This window comes from Novosphingobium sp. BL-S-33, from assembly GCF_056857025.1.
On record NZ_CM166475.1, the window covers coordinates 60,003 to 79,773 of the forward strand.

General features: G+C 65.0%; 6 protein-coding genes. 4 read left to right on the top strand and 2 right to left on the bottom strand.

What is annotated here, in order from left to right:
• Both AC1VVM_RS17240 and AC1VVM_RS17245 read right to left on the bottom strand, forming a co-directional pair.
• A complete protein-coding gene (locus AC1VVM_RS17240) occupies window positions 1-525 on the bottom strand; it encodes a GNAT family N-acetyltransferase (RefSeq protein WP_482906570.1) in 525 nt (174 codons plus the stop codon).
• 13 nt (window positions 526-538) lie between these two features.
• The gene (locus tag AC1VVM_RS17245) at window positions 539-1,141 is read right to left on the bottom strand and encodes a helix-turn-helix domain-containing protein (protein ID WP_482906571.1); all 603 of its coding nucleotides are present in this window, start codon (window positions 1,139-1,141) and stop codon (window positions 539-541) included.
• Between the two features lie 357 nt (window positions 1,142-1,498).
• Here AC1VVM_RS17245 and AC1VVM_RS17250 point away from each other — a divergent pair, with 357 nt between their 5' ends.
• The 4 genes from AC1VVM_RS17250 (at window position 1,499) to AC1VVM_RS17265 (ending at window position 19,769) form a co-directional block, all read left to right on the top strand.
• Entirely contained in the window at window positions 1,499-13,369 is an 11,871-nt protein-coding gene (locus AC1VVM_RS17250) for a YDG domain-containing protein (RefSeq protein ID WP_482956965.1), read from the top strand.
• On the top strand, window positions 13,366-15,117 hold the full coding sequence (locus tag AC1VVM_RS17255; protein WP_482906573.1) for a ShlB/FhaC/HecB family hemolysin secretion/activation protein: 1,752 nt from the start codon (window positions 13,366-13,368) through the stop codon (window positions 15,115-15,117). Before AC1VVM_RS17250 ends, AC1VVM_RS17255 begins: the two co-directional genes overlap by 4 nt.
• A 132-nt stretch (window positions 15,118-15,249) precedes the next feature.
• Complete coding sequence (locus AC1VVM_RS17260) at window positions 15,250-19,107, top strand: LamG-like jellyroll fold domain-containing protein (RefSeq protein ID WP_482906574.1); 3,858 nt, start codon at window positions 15,250-15,252, stop codon at window positions 19,105-19,107.
• On the top strand, window positions 19,107-19,769 hold the full coding sequence (locus AC1VVM_RS17265) for a LamG domain-containing protein (RefSeq protein ID WP_482906575.1): 663 nt from the start codon (window positions 19,107-19,109) through the stop codon (window positions 19,767-19,769). The genes AC1VVM_RS17260 and AC1VVM_RS17265 overlap by 1 nt, the downstream gene beginning before the upstream one ends.
• Window positions 19,770-19,771 lie beyond the last annotated feature (2 nt).

Sequence of the window (19,771 nt, forward strand, 5' to 3'; positions counted from 1 at the left end):
CTAGATCTGCCTGTACATGTAGGTGGAGCCGTGCCGGGCCTTTCCGTCGGGATCCCAGGCGAAGTCGGGGATGACCCCGGCCACCTTGAAACCGACCGAGGCATAGAGCGGCTCGGCAATGTCTCCCGTTCTCGTGTCCAGCGTGACGAGGGTCTTGCCGAGCTTCCGCGCAGTGTCGAGCGCCCGGTTCATGAGAGTCCGCCCGATGCCAAGCCGGCGGACTCCCGGATGGACGATCATCTTTGCGATCTCGCAGCGATGCGACTGGTTGGGGGGCATCGCCGTGATGAGCTGGACGGTTCCGACGATCTCGTTGCCCCGCTCTGCTCCAAGCAATATCCGTCGTCCGGCCGCGACCTCGGGCAGAACATCGCCTATCCAAAAATCCTCGGCATCGTCCCGCGACAGCGGCGCCATGAAGCTGATGGACGCGCCATCGCCGACACTGTCGGCAAGGATCCGGGACAGCGACGCGACGCATTTCTCAAGCGCCTGAGCGTCAAGCGCGACAACGTTCGTTTCCATTTCGAGCCGTTCCTCAGGCCAGAGCGATGATGTAGCGGGCCGGTTGATCGCCGGTCTCGAAGCAGGACGCACCCTGCAGGCGGTACCTCAGGCAGTCTCCCGGACGCAGTTCGTACCGCACCCCATCCACTGTGAGAGTAAGCGCCCCGGTCAGGAGGAGCAGGTGATGTTCGTGCCCCGGAAATGCCGGTTGATCGTAAGCAATGTGCTGGCCGGGCTCGATCTCGCACTCGATCAATTCCAGCTTCAACTGGCCGCTCGGAGGCGAGACGGTGCGCCGGGTGAACCCGCTATCCTGGTCTGACCAGACACTCTGCTCCGCTTGACGGACCAGTGGGGGAAAATCGCGTTCGAGCGGGGCAAAAAGCTGAGAGAGAGGAAGGGCAAAGGCGGTGGCCAGGCGGCCGAGTGTTTCGGCCGTGGGGCTGACCTCGGCGTTCTCGATCCGCGACAGCGTGGCGCGGCTGACCCCGCTCTTTGCGGCGAGATCCTGCAGGCTGAGGCCATGATCGGTCCGAAGCAGCCGGATGTGATCGGCCAAGGCGCGATAAGGGTGGATGGCGCATTCCATATACGAGATATATTCCCGAATATGGAATGATTCGCAATCGGACAATCCAAGATTTCGCGCAGTCGGGGATGCAGATTGTCTGCCTCGAAACGGCGGGTTTCGGGAAGGCAGGGCCACCGCCTGTCACATAAGCCGCGATGACGTTGCTGCCGTCAAACGCTGCGTGGACTATGTCACACAAAGCGGCCGACTAACCAAGTAACCAGTCGCTCCAAGTATTTATGCTTAGTACTAAGGGTTTTTCCGGATGGCTGCGTCAACAGGAGGAAAGTAGATAATACAACGGGTGGGCAGCGAGGCTTTATGCACGGATCTGCACATGTTCGCTCAGCTATGCTGAGCACCACGATCCTGAAAAGACTGCTCCGGAGCGGCGCGCGCGGAGTACTTCCGGCGGGCGGGATGGCGGTCCCTCTGCTCCTTTCCCTGGCGACGCCTTGTCTGGCGCAAACCGCCCCGCTGCCGACAGGCGGCGTGTTCGCGGGCGGCTCCGGCACGATCGCCACGTCCGGCTCGACGATGACGATCACGCAGGGCTCGGCCCGCGCGGTGATCGACTGGAAGGACTTCTCGATCGGGGCCGACCGTACCGTCCAGATCAACAATGCGGCCGGCGCCACGCTCAACCGCGTGATGGGCGGGCAGCTTTCGCAAATCGACGGGACGCTCTCGGCAACCGGCTCGGTCTATCTGATGAACCCCGCCGGGATGATCGTGGGGCCGGGGGGCAAAGTGCTTACCGGGGGCAGCTTCGTCGGTTCTACGCGCCAGATCGATCCCGGCCAGTTCATGGCGGGCGGGGCAGTGCGCGCTGCCGGCAATTCGCCGGGCGGAATCGACAATCAGGGCACCATCAGTGCCGAGAACGGCAGCGTCGTCCTGATCGCGCGCTCGGTCACGAATAGCGGCCTTATCAGTGCCGCGCAGGGCCGCGTCACTCTGGCGGCGGCCGACGACGTGCTGCTGGCGACGACCGACGGCAAGGCCGACGGCATCTACGTCTCCTACGGCGCCGGTGGCGGCGACGTGACCCAGACCGGCCGGATCGAGGCTGCGGCAGTGGCGCTCAAGGCGGCCAACGGCAATATCTTCGCGCTGGCGGGCAATCGTGACGGTCTTGTAAAGGCCACGGGCACCGCGACGATCGACGGCCAGCTCTGGCTGACCGCGCCTTCGGGCACCGTGGACGTCGGCGGCACGCTCTCCGCCACGCGCGCGGATGGCAGCGGCGGCACCGTTGGCGTCAACGGCGCACAAGTCCAGCTGGCCGGAAGCGCCGATATCCGCGCGACCGGGACCGGCGGCGGCGAAGTGCTCGTCGGCACGTCCGGCTATGCCAGCGGTGCGAATATTGCCCAGTCGACCACGATTGCCGATGGCGCCCGGATAACGGCGGGCGGCCCGCAAGGTGGCGGGCTGATCGAGACTTCGGGCCACAGCTTCAGCGTCGGCGCGGCCACGGTTTCAGCAGGCACCGGCGGCAACTGGCTGATCGACCCGGATGATCTGGTGATCGATGCCACGGCGGCCTCCACGATCGTCGGTACGTTGAACACCGGCACCAACGTCACGCAGCAGACGAGTGCCAGCGGCACGGGCGGCTTGGGCGACATCACCGTTGCGGCGCCGATCGTCTGGACCGGCACCGGTACGCTTACGCTCGATGCCTACCGCGACGTGGTTGTCGGTCAGATGATCTCGGGTGTGGGTGAACTGGAGATCGATGCCGGGCGCAATGTTACCGTAAACGCCCCGATCTCGGTCGGGCAGACGCTGTTCTCGCTGCCGGGGACGCTGACTCTTGCGGCCGGTAGTTCGATCACCACCAACGGTTACATCGGACTGGAGACGGGCACTTTCGTAAACAATGCGGGTGCCAGTGCGCTCACGTCCAGAACGGCCGACTGGTTCGTCGCCTCCAACGATCCCGCCAACGATACCGACGGCGGCCTGATCCCCGATTACTATTCCTACGCCTACGACGGCCTGACTGCGTTCCCGGCTCCCGGCAACGGGCGGTTCTACCGTGTGACGCCCAGTGTCAGTTTCACGCTGGGGCCGGTGGTGAAGGATTATGACGGCACGACCCTGGCCACGCTCAATGACAGCAACACCACCGTCACGGGCATTATCAACAATGACGTCTGGACCCTCGACGGGGCTTATGCCGACAAGAACGCGGGCACCGGCATTGCCGTAACGGCGACCAATTTCCAGGCGACCCACGGCGGCATACCGGTCTACAACTATGCCGTAACGACACCTAGCGTGACCGACACGGTCGGTACGATCAACCGGGCGGTGTTGACGGCGGCGATCGTCGGTACGCCGACGAAGACTTACAACGCCACTACGGCAGTCTCGCTCACCGCCGCCAATTTCGCGCTGACAGGTGTCGTGACCGGCGAGACCATCAATGTCTCCAACGCGGCGACGGCGGCGTACGATTCCCCCAACGCGGGCGCGCGGACCGTCAATGCAACTTTCACCACGCCGAACTTCAGTGCCGGTTCGGGCACCAGTCTGTCCAACTATATCCTGCCCACCACCGCGACCGGGGCGGGGCTCATCAATCCTGCCTCGCTGCTGGTCAGCGGCATCGTCGCGCAGGACAAGGTTTACGACAGCGCTACCGATGCCGTTCTCAATACCGCCGGTGCCTCGGTCTTCGGCGTGGTGGGCAGCGACGATGTCACGCTGGACTTCGCAGGCGCCACCGGCATCTTCGCGACCAAGAACGTGGGCACCGCGATCCCCGTCACGGCCACCGGCATTACGCTGAGCGGGTCGTCCGCCGGGAACTACGTGGTTTCGCAGCCGAGCGGGCTTTCGGCCGATATCACGCGGGCATCTCTGGTCGTTACCGGGATCACGGCGAACGACAAGATCTATGACGGCACCTTCTTTGCCGACGTCAACACTTCGGGACTGCAGATTTCCGGCCTCTATTCGCGCGATGTGGTCGTCCCGATTTCCACGCCGGGGGCGCAGATCACCTTTGCCCAGAAAGATGTGGGACAGGGCATTCCCGTTACAATCAGCGGGATCGTCTTGAGCGGAGCCGACGCCGGCAATTACAATCTCAGCTTCTCCTCCTCGCTTACCGCCGCCATTACCCCGAGGCCGCTGACGCTGACCGGAAACGGCATGCCGACCAAGATCTATGACGGCACCACCAATGCCGTCGTGGACAGCAGCCAGGTTGCGCTCGGCAATGTCGTCACGGGCGAACCCATCTCGCTGTCGCAGGCTTCGGGGCTCAACTACGCCTCTAAGAACGTGGGCATCTGGGATATTGCGGTTGCGCTGAACCCGTCCGACTATGTCGCCGGGCCGAACACGCTGCTGTCGAACTATATCCTGCCTACCACCGGCGCGATCCAGGGTGAGATCACGCCCGCGCCGCTGACCATCGTCATCGTCGGCAATCCGACCAAGACCTATGACGGCAATGCCAATGCCTCGCTTGGCCCCAGCAACTTCGCCGTGGACGGCTTCGTTACCGGAGAGGGCGCCTCGATCAACCAGACACAGGGCCAGTACGCCTCTGCCAACGCCGGTATCTGGACCGTTTCCGCCAATCTCGATGCGAGCAATTTCGATCCCAACGCCAATACGCTCATGTCGAACTACATCATTCCCTCGCCGGTCACCGGCTTGGGCACGATCGTCCGGCGCAACCTTGGGCCGGGCGTCATCAATGCCGATATCACCGGCAATCCCACCAAGGTCTACGATGGCAATACCGTCGCCACCCTGACTCCGGCGGACTATACGCTGAGCGGCTTCATCGCCGGCGAAGGCGCGACGATCACCCAGACGGTGGGCGAATACGGCAGCAAGGATGCCGGCCTGCGCACCGTGATCGCCCAGCTGGCGCCCACTGATTTCATCGCCGATTCCGGCACCAACCTCGACAATTACACGCTGCCGACCGAAGCGACCGGCATCGGCACGATCCTGCGTGCGCCGATTACCGCGACCATCATCGGCAATCCCACACGCGTCTACAACGGCACCACGCGGATTGCCCTCAACCCGACCGACTATGAGATATCGGGCCTCATCACCGGTGAATCCATGACGATCACCGGCGCCGCCACCGGGGAGTTCGACAGCCCGAACGCCGGCAGCCGCGTGATTACCGCGGCACTGCCGTCCTCGGCCGTGTTTACGGCCGGCGCTAATACCCTGCTGACCAATTATATCCTGCCCGTCGAAGCTGCTGGTCCAGGCACGATCACGCCTGCGCCGCTGGTCATCCTGGGCATGACGGCGCAGAACAAGGTCTACGACCAGACCACGCTGGCTCAGCTTGTCGGAACGCCTACGCTGTTCGGTCTGGTGAGCGGCGACGACGTTACGCTCGATCCCAGCGCGTCGACCGGCAATTTCGCGACGCCGAACGTCGGCAACGGGATCGCGGTCACCGTTTCGGGCTATACCGTTACCGGCGCAGCGATCGGCAACTACCAGCTGTTCCAGCCGCAAGGCCTCACGGCCAACATCACGCCGCGCGGGCTGACGATTGCCAACCTGCTGGCGAACGACAAGTTCTACGACGGCACCACCGCCGCCACGCTTTCGGGCACGGCCACGCTTCAGGGCGTGCTTTCGGGCGACGATGTGGTCCTGAGCGGTTCGGGCTCTTCCGCCGCGTTCCGCCAGTCCAACGTCGGCACCAACTTGCGGGTGGATGTCGGCGGCTATGCCATTTCCGGCGGGCAGGCGGGCAACTACACGCTGGCGCAGCCTTCGGGACTGACGGCGGACATCAATCCGCTGGCGCTGACCGGCAGCATTATCGGCAATCCGACCAAGACTTATGACGGTACTACGGAAGTTTCGCTCACCGCCGCGAACTATGCGCTGGGCGGCTTTATCGCGGGTGAGGGTGGATCCGTCGGACAGTCCGCCGGGGCGGCCTACGACAGCGCCGATGCCGGTGCGCGCACGGTGACCGCCACTCTTGCGGTTTCGGACTTTACCGCCAATGCCGGGACACTGCTGTCCAACTATGTGCTGCCGACTTCGATCTCCGGACCCGGCACGATCACGCAGGCGCAACTGGCCGCAATCATCGTCGGCAATCCGACCAAGATCTACGATGCCACCACCGTCGCCACGCTGACGAGCGCCAATTATTCGCTCAGCGGCTTCGTTGGGGGCGAGAGCGCCGACGTGACGCAGACTGTGGGCACTTACGACAGCAAGAACGTGGGTTCGCGCGTGGTCACCGCATCGCTCGGCGCGGGCGATTTCGCGGCGGGATCGGGCACCAACCTTGCGAACTATGTGCTGCCCACCAGCGCCAGCGGTGCGGGAACGATCACGCAGGCCACCCTGCAAGTGATCGGCGTGACCGCGCTGGACAAGGTCTATGACGGCAACACGATAGCCACGCTCGACAGCTCGGGCGGATCGCTGTCCGGCGTCTTTGCGGGCGATACGGTCAATCTCGTGTCCGGCGGCGCCAGCGGCCAGTTCGCCACCAAGAACGTCGGCACCGCCATTCCGGTGACCGCGACGGGATATACGACCTCGGGCGTGGATGCGCCCAACTACATCGTGCTGCAACCTGTGGGCCTTGCCGCTGACATTACCGAGGCGACGATCCGGCTCGCTTCCGTCACCAAAGTCTACGATGCCAACACTCTGGTCCCTACGGTGGACAGCGCCTACACCCTGTCCGGCGTGGTCGCCGGGGACAGCGTGGGCGTTCAGGCGAGCGGAATTGCCGGCAACTACGACACCAAGAACGTCGGCACCGGCAAGCTGGTGAGCCTGAGCGGCGTCGTCCTGAACGGTGCGGACGCGGGCAACTACACGATTGCCGCGAGTGTGACCGATGCCGCGATCGGCACGATCACGCCCGCCACGCTCAATGTGACCGGCGCACTTGCGCTGGACAAGACGTATAACCAGTCGTCCGCCGATGCTCTCGACAATACCAATACGCACCTCAGCGGCGTTCTCGGGAACGATAACGTCGTGTTGTCCACCAGCGGTAGCACCGGCACTTTCATTGACAGCGCGGGCAATCCCACTGCCAATGCCGGTTTCTGGAACGTGCAGACCAGCGGCTATACGGTTTCCGGCACGGACGCGGGCAATTACAACCTCGTGCAGGCGCAGGGCCTGACCGCCACGATCAGGCAGCTCGAGATTTTCCTGACCTCGGTCACCAAGGTCTACGATGGCACGGTGACGCTGCCGGGCGCTTCGACCGGCTATACCTTTACCGGCGTGCTGGGCGGGGACACGGTGATTGCCGATACGTCCGGCGTTTCGGGCCAGTACAATGACAGCGCCAATGTCGGCACCGGCAAGCCGGTAACGGTCAACAACCTCGGCCTGACCGGGGCGAGTGCGGGGAACTACTCCATCAGCTCCAGCGTGACGGGCAATATCGGCACGGTCACGCAGGCCCAATTGTTCGCCGCGATCATCGGCAATCCCACCAAGACTTATGATGGCAACAACAGTGCCTTGCTGGGCAGCACGAACTATTCGCTGACCGGCTTCGCGTCCGGCGAAGGCGCGACCATCACGCAGACGGCGGGAACCTACGATTCGGTCAATCAGGGCAGCCGTACGGTCACGGCCTTGCTCGGCACCCCCGACTTCTCGCCGACCGGGGCGACGCTGCTTTCGAACTATGCCTTGCCGACCAGCGCCACCGGAGCGGGGACTATCGATCAGCGCGTGCTGACGATCTCGGGCGTGACGGCGCTGGACAAGGTCTACAACGGCAACACCATCGCCTTGCTGGACAGCAGTTCGGCGGCGCTCGTCAATGTCGTCAGCGGCGATACCGTCGCACTCGATTCCTCGGCCGCGAGCGGCACGTTCGCGACCAAGAACGTCGGTACCAACATTCCGGTCACGGCGGCGGGCTATGCGCTACTGAACAATCCCTTCGACAACTATGTGGTGGCGCAGCCGACCGGGCTCTCGGCCGATATCACGCAGGCACTGATCGAGCTTGCCAAGGTGACCAAGGTCTACGATTCCACCACCGATCTGCCGACACAGTCCACCGCCTATACGCTGAACGGCGTGGTCTCGGGGGATGACGTCAGCGTCAATACTGCCGGGATTACGGGGTCTTACGCGGACAAGAACGTGGCGCCCGCGATCAATGTGACGCTGACCGGACTGACGCTCGCCGGGATCGACGCGGGCAATTACAGCATTTCCGGTGCGGTGACCGCCCAGCCCATCGGCGAGATCACGCCGGCCACGCTGAACGTCGCGATCATCGGCAATCCGACCAAGGTCTACAACGGCAACACCGCGGCCACGCTGGCGAGCGGCAATTACCAGCTCACCGGCTTCGCGGGCACCGAAGGGGCGACCATCAATCAAGCGGTGGGCACCTACGACAGCGCCAACGTGGGGGCTCGCACGATCACCGCCGCGCTGACGCAGGCCAACTATGACCCGAATTCGGGAACGCTGCTCTCCAACTACGTCCTGGCGACCAGCGCCACCGGCGCCGGCACGATCACTCCGGCGCAACTGAGCGCCGCGATCATCAACAATCCCACCAAGACCTATGACGGCAATATCAATGCCACGCTGAACGCGGGCAATTACCAGCTCACCGGCTTCGTCGCCGGGCAGAGCGCGACCGTCACCCAGACCTCGGGCACTTACGCGTCCGCCAATGCCGGAAACTGGCTGGTCACGGCCGCGCTGGGCTCGGGGGACTTCACCGCCGGATCGGGCACGCTGCTGTCGAACTATATCCTGCCGACCAGCGCGCAGGGCCTCGGCACGATCGACCAGGCAGTGCTGACGGCGGCGATCATCGGCAATCCCACCAAGACCTACGACGGCAATACCGTCGCCACGCTGACCGGCGGCAACTACCAGCTCACCGGCTTCGTGACCGGCGAAGGCGCGAGCGTGACGCAGACCGTGGGCGCCTACGACAGCGCCAACGCGGGCCCGCGCACCGTCACCGCCAGCCTTGCGGGCGGGGACTTCACGGCCAATTCCGGTACCTTGCTGACGAACTACGTTCTGCCGACCACGGCCAGCGGCGCGGGCACCATCGGGCAGGCGACGCTCAGCGCCGTCATCATCAACAACCCGACCAAGGTCTACGACGGCAATACGGCCGCGACGCTCACTTCGGGCAACTATCAGCTCATCGGCTTCATCGGCAGCGAAAGCGCCAGTGTGACGCAGACGGCGGGGCTCTATGACAGCGCCAATGCCGGGCCGCGCACGGTCACCGCCAGCCTTGGCGGCGGGGACTTCACGGCCGGGTCCGGCACGCTGCTGAGCAACTACGTGCTGCCCACCAGCGCCAGCGGGGCGGGCACGATCACGCAGGCGCTTCTCACCGCCGCCATCGTCGGCACGCCGACCAAGAGCTATGACGGCACCACCGCCGCGCTGCTGAACAGCACGAACTTCGCGCTGACCGGCTTCGTCGCCGGTGAGGGCGCAAGCGTGACGCAGACCGTGGGCACTTACGACAGCCCCAATGCGGGCGCGCGGACCGTCACCGCCAGCCTTGCCGGCACCGACTTCACCGCGACCGGCAGCACGCTGCTGTCCAACTACGTCCTGCCCACCACGGCCAGCGGTGCGGGCGTGATAAACCGGGCGGTGCTGGTCGCCTCGATCGTCGGCGTGCCCACCAAGACCTACGATGCGACTACGGCGATCACGCTCACCCCCGCCAACTATTCGTTGACCGGTTTCGCTGCCGGCGAGGGCGCGACGATCACCCGGACGGACGGGTTCTTCGCCTCTCCCGACGCCGGTTTCCGCCAGATCACGGCAACGCTGGGGGCAAGCGACTTCGCGCCCGATAGCGGCACGCTGCTGTCGAACTATCTCCTGCCCTCGACAGCAACCGGCTTCGGCCTGATCGAGCGCGCGGTGCTGACGGCCAGCATCATCGGTAACCCGACCAAGGTCTACGACGGCACCACCGCAGCCACGCTGACCAGCGCGAACTACAGTCTCACCGGCTTCGTGGCCGGGCAGGGTGCGACGGTCACCGAAACCGCGGGTACTTACGACAGCGCCAATGCCGGGCCCCGCACCGTGAGCGTCACGTTCGGCAGTCCGGATTTCGTGGCCGACAGCGGCACGCTGCTCACCAACTACGTGCTGCCGCTCGATGCCACCGGCGCGGGCACGATCACCCAGGCCACGCTGCTGGCCGCGATCGTCGGCAATCCGACGAAGACTTACGACGGCAACGCCAACGCCGTACTGACCAGCGCCAACTACACGCTTACCGGCTTCATCGCGGGCGAGGGGGCGACGGTCACCCAGACCGCCGGCCTCTACGATGGACCCAATGCCGGATCGCACAGCGTGACCGCCAGCCTTGCCGGCGGCGATTTCGCGGCGAACGGCGGCACATTGCTCAGCAACTATATCCTGCCCACCAGCGCGACCGGGGCGGGCACGATCACGCAGGCGATCCTGACCGCTGCGATCATCGGCAATCCGACCAAGACGTACGACGGCACCACCGATGCCGCGCTCTCCAGTGCCAATTACATGTTGACTGGGTTCGTCGCCGGTGAGGGCGCGAGCGTGACGCAGACCTTCGGAACTTATGATAGCCCCAACGCCGGGGCGCGGATCGTTACCGCCGCACTGGGAAGCATCGATTTCGCCGCCGACAGCGGCACGCTGCTGTCGAACTACATCCTGCCGACCAGTGCGTCCGGAGCAGGAACGATCAACCCGCGCCCCATCAACGGGCGCGCTATCGACGGCGCGATCATCGGCAATCCCACGAAGGTCTATGACGGCAACACGATCGCGACGCTCACCCCGGCCAATTATGACCTGACCGGTTTCGTGGGTAGCGACGGCGCGATCGTCACGCAGACGGTGGGCAGGTATGCGTCGAAGGATGCCGGTATCCACCTGATCACGGCGGACCTCGATCCTTCCGATTTCACGCCAACCGGCACAACCTTGCTGTCCAACTATCTGCTGCCCACAACCGTCTTCGGTCCGGGCACGATCACGCAGGCGACCCTGCTGGCAGTGATCATCGGCAACCCGACCAAGACGTACGACGGCACCACCGCCGCCACGCTGACCAGTGCGAACTACAGCCTTACCGGCTTCGTTTCGGGAGAGGGGGCGAGCGTCACCCAGACCTCCGGCACCTATCAAAGCCGTGACGCGGGCCTGCGCCTTGTCACCGCCAGCCTGGGCAGTGCCGATTTCGCGGCCAATTCCGGGACGCTGCTGTCGAACTACGTGCTGCCGACCAGCGCGGCAGGGCTGGGCACGATCACGCAGGCGATCCTCATGGCTTCGATCATCGGCAATCCGACCAAGACCTACGACGGCAACGCCAATGCCACGCTGACGAGCGCGAATTACAGCCTCACCGGCTTCGCTGCGGGCGAGGGCGCAAGCGTGACGCAGGCGGCGGGGCTCTATGACAGCGCCAATGCCGGATCGCGTACGGTTACCGCCAGCCTTGGCGGCGCAGATTTCAGCGCGAACAGCGGCACCTTGCTGACCAACTATATCCTGCCCACCAGCGCCACCGGAGCAGGCACGATCACGCAGGCCGCGTTGCTGGCGGCGATCATCGGCAATCCGACCAAGACCTACAACGGCAATGCGAACGCCCTGCTGACGAGCGCGAATTACAGCCTCACCGGCTTCATCGCCGGAGAGGGCGCCACCATCACGCAGACGGCGGGGCTCTATGACAGCGCCAACGCCGGATCGCGCACCGTCACCGCCAGCCTTGGCGCGGGCGACTTCAGCGCCAACAGCGGCACGCTCCTGTCCAATTACGCCCTGCCCACCAGCGCCTCGGGTGCGGGCACTATCGACCAGGCGGTACTGTCGATCACGGTCGTGGGCGATCCCACCAAGGCCTATGACGGTACCACCTCGGCCACGCTGACCGACGCGAATTACAGCCTGACCGGCTTCGCGCCCGGTGAAGGCGCGACGGTCAACCAGACGGCGGGCCTCTACGACGGCGCCAACGCCGGTCCGCACACTGTTTCGACCAGCCTCGACGCCGGGGACTTCACGGCGGACAGCGGCACACTGCTCAGCAACTACGTGCTGCCGACCAGCGCTTCGGGTGCCGGTACGATCAGCCGCGCGGTCCTGATGGCGGCGATCATCGGCAATCCGACCAAGACCTACGACGGTAACAAGACGATCGCGCTCACCAGCGCCAACTACAGCCTGACCGGTTTCGCCACCGGGGAGGGCGCCATCATCACCCAACCCGTCGGCACTTACGACAGCGCCAATGCCGGCGCCCGCATCGTCACGGCTGGCCTTGCCACGGGCGATTTCACCGCGAATGGCGGAACGCTGCTGAGCAACTACGTCCTGCCCACCATGGCTTCGGGCGCGGGCACGATCGACCGCGCGATCCTGACGGCGGCGATCATTGGCGATCCCACCAAGACCTATGACGGGAACAGCAACGTCGCGCTGACCAGCGCCAATTACAGCCTGACCGGCTTCGTGGCCGGAGAGGGCGCGCGGATTACGGAGACCTCGGGCCTCTACGATGGCCCCAATGCCGGTGCCCATACCGAGACGGCGTCGCTCGACAGTTCGGACTTCACCGCCAATAGCGGCACGCTGCTCAGCAACTATGTCTTGCCCACCAGCGCCTCGGGCGACGGCACGATCAACCGCGCGGACCTGACGGTGGCGATCACCGGCAATCCCACCAAGCAGCGCGACGGCAATACCAATGCCACGCTCAAGCCCGGCGACTACACGATCACCGGTTTCGTGGCGGGTGACGGCGCCAGCATCACGCAGACGCAGGGCACTTATGCCTCGCCCGAACCGGGCCAGCACCTGGTGACCGCCGCGCTTTCGCCTTCCGATTATCTGGCCAACCAGGGCACGCTGCTCGCCAACTACAACCTGCCGGACGTTGCGACCGGGCCGGGCACTATCCTCTATGCCTATCCGTGCGCTTCGGTGGTGCTGTGCCTGCCCGATCTGCCGGACTTGCAGGCCAAGTTCTGGGGCGGGCTCTTCGGGCGGTTCTATATCGTCTATCCCAGCATCTTCCCGCGTTATCAGGGACTCACGCAGGGCATGGCGGCGATGCCGAGCATCCTGCAGCCGGGCGGGATCGACCAGACCGCGACCGACTGGACGATCCGCAAGCGCACCGCCGTCGTCAATTCCAGTGACCAGATCCTGAACCGGGGCGGCGGCAGCGTGCAGATCCAGATCCACTACGACACGCCTTCACCGGCAATCGGTCTTGGCGGGGGGCAATGATGATGAAATCGATGAAGGTGGTGACCGCGCTTGTCGCGGCGGGTGCGGCGACGTTCGGGACAGGACTGGGAATGGGGTTGGCCCATGCGCAGGACTTCGAGCGGCGTATGCCGAAACAGCCGCCCAATCAGCCCGCTCCGGAAGTGCCTACGCCGCCGTCGCCGGCCGCTTCCGCCGATGATGCCACGCAGATCCTTCCCGTGCTGCGCGGACTGGTCTTCGTGAATGGTCCCGCCGGGCTGCAACCGGCGGGCATTGCCGCCGATGGGGTGGGCTCCGGCGTCGAAGTGCGGGGCCTGCCGCTGCTGACTAATCCGTCCTTTGACGCCGCGATGCGGCCCTATCTGAACCGGCCGCTGACGCGCGGCGATCTCAATGCCATCGTCCGCGTGGTGCAGGATGCTTATCGGACCGGGGATCATCCCTTCGTCGATGTCGGCGTGCCGCCGCAGAACGTGCAGAGCGGCGTGGTGCAGGTGGTCGTCACCGAATATCGGGTCGGCGCGATCGATGTAACGGGCAACCGCCATTTCTCGTCGAACCTGATCCGGGGCATGAGCGATCTGAGATCGGGCGAAGTGCTGACCCTGCCGCGCCTGCGCGAGGCCCTGGACGACTATAACCAGAACCCGTTCCTCACCGTGGACGGCGTGGTCCGGCCCGGGCAGGAAACCGGCACGACCGACCTCGTGCTGGAAGCACACGACCGGCTGCCGGTGCGCGTCTATGCCGGGTATGACAATCAGGGCGTGCCCACGCTGGGCCGCGACGAATGGTTCGTGGGCTTCAACTGGGGCAATGTGCTGGGGACCGGCCAGATCCTCTCGTATCAGTTCACGCGCAGCTTCAAGGGTGAATATACCTCCCATTCCGCGAGCGACGTCATCCCGATCACGCCGGATGACCGACTGATGATCTTCGGTGCCTATGCCATTCAGAAGCCGGAATTTTCCGACCTGTTCAACAGCGAGGGGCATTCCGGCCAGGTCAGCGCGCGCTTCGTGCACAACATGCGCGGGCCGGGCACGGTGCGGACCAGCATCCAGGTGGGCATCGATTACAAGCGGGCGAACAGCAACCTTGAATTCCTGGGCTTCCGGCTGCTTGATTCCGCCGTCGAGGTGTTCCAGGTTCCGGTGATCTTCACCGGCACGATCAACGACCGTCACGGCCAGACGGTGCTGGAGAACCAGACCGTGATCTCGCCCGGCAATGTCACCAGCCACAATAACGATGCCGATCTCCAGCAGCTGGTGCCCTATGGCAAGGCGACTTACGCCTATGACCGCATCTCGATCACGCGCACGACCTATCTCCCGCACGGGATCAACTGGGTGGTGCGCGGCATGGCCCAGTTCGCCACCAGCAACCTGCCGTACAGCGAGCAGCTTTCTGCCGGCGGCCTTGGCAGCGTGCGCGGTTACGATCCCAACGCGGCGCTGGGCAGCCAGGGTTTCCTTGCCAAGACCGAACTCAATTCGCCGGCCTTCCACCTGCTGGCAAAGAGCGGGCAGTTCGAGGACCAGATGCAGCTTGGCCTCTTCGTGGACTACGGCAAAGTGTGGCAGCAGCGGCGCCTGCCGGATTCGCCCAAGAACGCCGAACTGGTGAGCGTGGGCGCCAAGGCGCACTATACGGTGGGCCGCTATCTCGATCTCGAACTCGATCTTGGTCAGCAATTGAAGAAGGCGCCCTTTGCCGACAGCAAGGAAACCCGGCTGGCGATGGTCGCCACGATCGGGTTCTGAGCCGGGGGATTACTTTTCATACAGGCTCGCAGCGGGGGGGCTTGATCGAAATGATACCGGTGTCATAAGGTTGCCCAAGGACGGAGACCGTGGAGAGTGTTCTCCCCGGCCCGCCAAGGGAGAGAAGCCTGCGTGTCGCATCCCCAATGGCGTATCGTGACGAATCTGGTCTGTTCGCGGATTGCACTGGCTGTCGCCGGTCTCTGCATTGCCGGGGCTCCGGCTATCGCGCAGGAGGCGGACGGCCTGCTGTTTCATGCGCCGCTCGACAGCGGATTCGATGCGACGGTTTCCGGCGGCGCGGCGGTTCCGAACTTCAAGAGCGATGTCTCGATCGTCCCTGACGGTGCCGTCGGCGGTGCGGGGCGATGGTCTGATGGCGGCTATGTCGCATGGGAGGCGCCCGGGAATATCTATGCGCAGCGCGGCACGCTGTCGTTCTTCTGGCGCAGCCATACGCCGGTGGGCGAGGCGCCGTTCGTCATCTTCCGCGCGAGCGCGGGCGACCATTCAAGCTGGGACATGGCCTTCCTGCGCATCGACTGGAACGGCCACGGCTTCGACGCCTTCGTGACCGACGCCAACCTCTCGCGCGTGCGGGTAAGCTGGACGATCCCGACGCCGCCGACCACCGACGACTGGCACCACATCGCCTTCGCCTGGGACGAGACGCAGGGCGTGCGACTGTTCTGGGATGGCAAGGAAGTCGCCTCGAAGCAGCAGGCGGCGGATCTCGACATGGCGCTGGACCAGTTCGGCCTCGCCGGCCGCGTCATCGCGCCGCATCAGGTGCAGAGCCGCTACAACTTCATGCGCGGGTCCGACCTCGACGATATCCGCGTCTACGACCACATGTTGGACGGCGCGCAAGTGGCGCAACTGGCGGCGCGACAGCAACCGGCCGGAACGCTTCCTTCGGTTCAGGCCGATCTGCGCAAGGCGTGGCTCCATCGCTTCGGCTGGGACACTCAGAGCCCGCCGGTGCTGGATGACAAGGTTACCGCCATCCGCAAGGTCGAATTCGCGGATGCCAAGGACCTCAAGGAATGGATGTGGAAGGGTGTGGACGGCATTGCCGAGACCACCTGGCCCGGCGTCTACAACCGCTCCCGCCTGCCCGGGCGTGACGATTATTTCGAGCTGCCGGACTGGAACGTCTATGTCGAGGGCGGCAAGACCTATCAACTGACGCTGCCGCAGAACGCGGCGTTCAACCGCGTCGAAATTCGCGGCGCGGCCTATGGCGCGCTGGAGTGGTCTCCGGACGGCCAGTCCGCGTGGACCAAGCTGGCGGCGCGGCCCAAGGGCGTGGTGCGCTCGCTCACCGATACCCCCACGAAGACGGGCGGCAGCTTGCGCTTCACGAACGTGATGCAGGAGCAGCCGATCCAGGAGATCTGGGCCTACGACATCCATGCCGGGGAAGTGCCCAAGGGCACGTTCCAGCTCAGCTATACCGTGCACGCCGACGCAGCATCGGACCTTGGCGCGCTGGAGCAGCTCAATGCGCATATCGCAGGGCGCTACCCGGCGAACGAGCGTTCGACCGTCGTGGCCATGCCGACCGGCGGTGTGAAGGCGGCGGTCGGCGCGGGCAGCGCGGGCGCCTCGGGCACGGCCCAAAGTGGGAATGGGCGGCGCAGCGGCGACGATCTGCCGCTGGTCCATGTGCTGATCCCCTCGAACTTCGGCGACGCTCCGGCAGGTCGCCCACTGGCGCGCGCCTGGAACTACGGCTGGGAAAACGTCCATGACGGGCTGGACGGGCTGGCCATCGACCTGCCCGCGATCGACGCGACGCCCAATTCGCAAGGCGTGATCCCGCTCGATATTCGGGTGAAGGATCCGATCTGGCCCGATCGCGACATGATCGACGTGCAGGTATCGGTGCGCCCGGGCCAGCAGCGCACGCTCTGGCTGGATTTGCGCGACCGGATCCTGACGGCGGACAGTCTCTACATGACGGTGGCGTCGGCCGCGCCGGACTTCGGCGCGAAATCGCTCAACGGGATGAGCGTGCGCCTTGTCTTCAAGGACCGCGCCGAGGCGAAAGTCGAACATGTTGCCGACCGCTTCAATCAGGTGAAGGACAACTGGGCCTTCCTGGTCGAGGAGCATACCGCGTCCAAGCGCGCCGCGCTCTACCGCCGCCTCTATGGCGACATTACCGACCTGCTGCGCGTCGATCCCGATAATCTGGAAGCGCGGCGCTACTGGGCGGACATCGGCTATTCCGAGGCGCAGCTTCCGCCCTTCGTCCAGCCGCAGCCACCGGCGGGCATGCCGCTCTGGGCGTTCCGCCAGCTTGAGGACCTGAAGCTCACCCGCCACTTCGTGAACTGGTGGATCGATAACCGGCAGGTGCCCTACGGCGATTTCGGCGGCGGCATTTCCGACGATACCGACCTGACCCAGCAATGGCCCGGCCTTGCGCTGATGGGCGTCGATCCGGACAAGATCAACGGCTCGCTGCGGGCGCTGTCGGACGCGGTCTACAAGAACGGCATGATCGTCGACGGGCTGGGCTACATCACCACCGACGAGCTGCACGTCTACGAGGAAGGCATCAATTCCGATGCCGAGCGGCTCTACCTCAACTGGGGTGAACCCAAGGCGGTCGAGCGGATGATGGCCACCGTCAAGGCGCTGGGCAAAGTGATCCGCGTGAACCCGGCCGGGCACATGCACATCTCGTCCAGCTGGTACGGCGCGCGCAAGATCTACCGCGACGAGCCGTGGGCATGGCAGAAACCCTATGGTTTCGTCATCATGCATACGCCGGTCCTGCTGGGTCTCTACAACGCCGATCCGACCGCGCGGGGACTGGTTACGGGCTTGGTCGACGGCTTGCTGGCCCACGGCAAGCAAGGGGCGAACGGGCTCTGGACCTTCCCCAATGACATCAGCTTCGACCACGACACCGAGCGCGCGGGCGACGGCGGCGGCGCCACGCTGCCGATGCAGTCGGCCTGGGCGGCATGGCGCTTCACCGGCGACGACAAGTACTTGCGCCCGATCCTCGGCCGCGTCGGCAAGGACAATTTCGGCGTGCTGGCCGAGCTTAACGAGAACGCCCTGACCGTACTGGGCAAGCGAGCGGATCTGAAAGACCCCGTACTGCGCAAGGCAGAGGGCGGCGACGACTTCGCCCGGTTCGAGGCCTGGAACACCACCGGCGACCGCGCGTGGCTGGAGGCGCTCAACGCCCACGGCATCTCTGACAAGAGCCAGCACATGTACATGTACACCGAAGGACATTGGTGGAGCGACCGCGTGGAGGCGCCGAACGAATTGCTCCAGCGCGAGCGGCTCGGCGGTATCGCCCTCAAGCGCAACCAGACCTACCCGGGCAATGCGGTGAGCTGGCGCTTTGCAGACCCCGAGGCGGCGGTGGAAGTGGCGATCCTCGTGCGCGATGCAACGCCCGAGCAGTTCACGGTCGTTGCCTACAACACCACCGGCACCGAGCAGCGTGCGGACATGGGAACGTGGAACGTTGTGGCGGGCACCTGGGAAACGACGCAGGGTCTTGCTGCGGACGGCAGCGATGTCGCGCAGGGCGCGACCCCGCGCGAGGTCGAACTGGAACGCGGCGGTTCGTTGCCGGTCACCTTCGCGCCGGGCGCCGCGACGGTCATGACTTTCCGGCTCAAGCAGAAGGCCGCTGTCCAGCCCGAGCATCGCCCCGATCTCGGCATCGGTCTCGATGACGTGACGCGCAAGGGCAACAGGCTTGCCGTCATCGTGCATAGCCTCGGCTCGGTCGCCGCGCCCGCAGGCACGCTCACGCTGGAAACGCCGAGGGGCAAGGTCCTCGCCTCCGCCGCCGTGCCTGCATTGGCACCGCCGACCGATCTGCTGGCAAAGACCGCAACGGTCATGCTCACCGTCCCCGCCGGCGCGCCTGAAGTGCTGCATGTCAGGGTCTCGACCGGAGTGCCGGAAGTGACCCAGCGCAACAATGTCGTGATCCTTGGAGAGACGCACTGATGCGTGCCCGGTTCCTCGCCCTGCTTGCGCTGGCGGTGTTGGCCGCCCCGGCGCAGGCGAAGGAGGGGCAGGTCGTTTGGACGTTCGACCGTCTCGACCGTATCGGCAACTTGCACCCGCAATTGCTCGGCGATCCCCGTGTCGAGGATGGGCCGGTCGGCAAGGCCGTGGTGTTCGATGGTGTCGACGATGCACTCTACCTTCCCCGCCATCCGCTTGCCGGCGCGCGCCAGTTCACGCTGGAGGCGGTGTTCCGGCCCGACGGGGGCGCGTTCGAGCAGCGCTGGCTGCATCTCGCTTCGGACGATCCCGCGAACCAAACGCGGATGATGTTCGAGATCAGGGTCGTGGGGAATTTCTGGTATCTCGACAGCTTCATCAAAGGGAAGGGCTACGCACAAGTCCTTATCGATCCGGCGAAACTGCATCCCGTTGGCCGCTGGTATCACGTTGCCCAGACGTTCGACGGGACGACCTATCGCAGCTATGTCGACGGCGTTCTAGAAGGCGAGGCGAAGGTTGATGGCTTCGCGCCGCAAGGCCCCGGCAACACCTCGATAGGGGCGCGCTACAATCGCGTGAACTTCTTCCACGGCGCCGTGCGCATGGCGCGTTTCACCGACCGGGCGCTGGCGCCCTCGCACTTCCATTTGCTCCGTTAGCT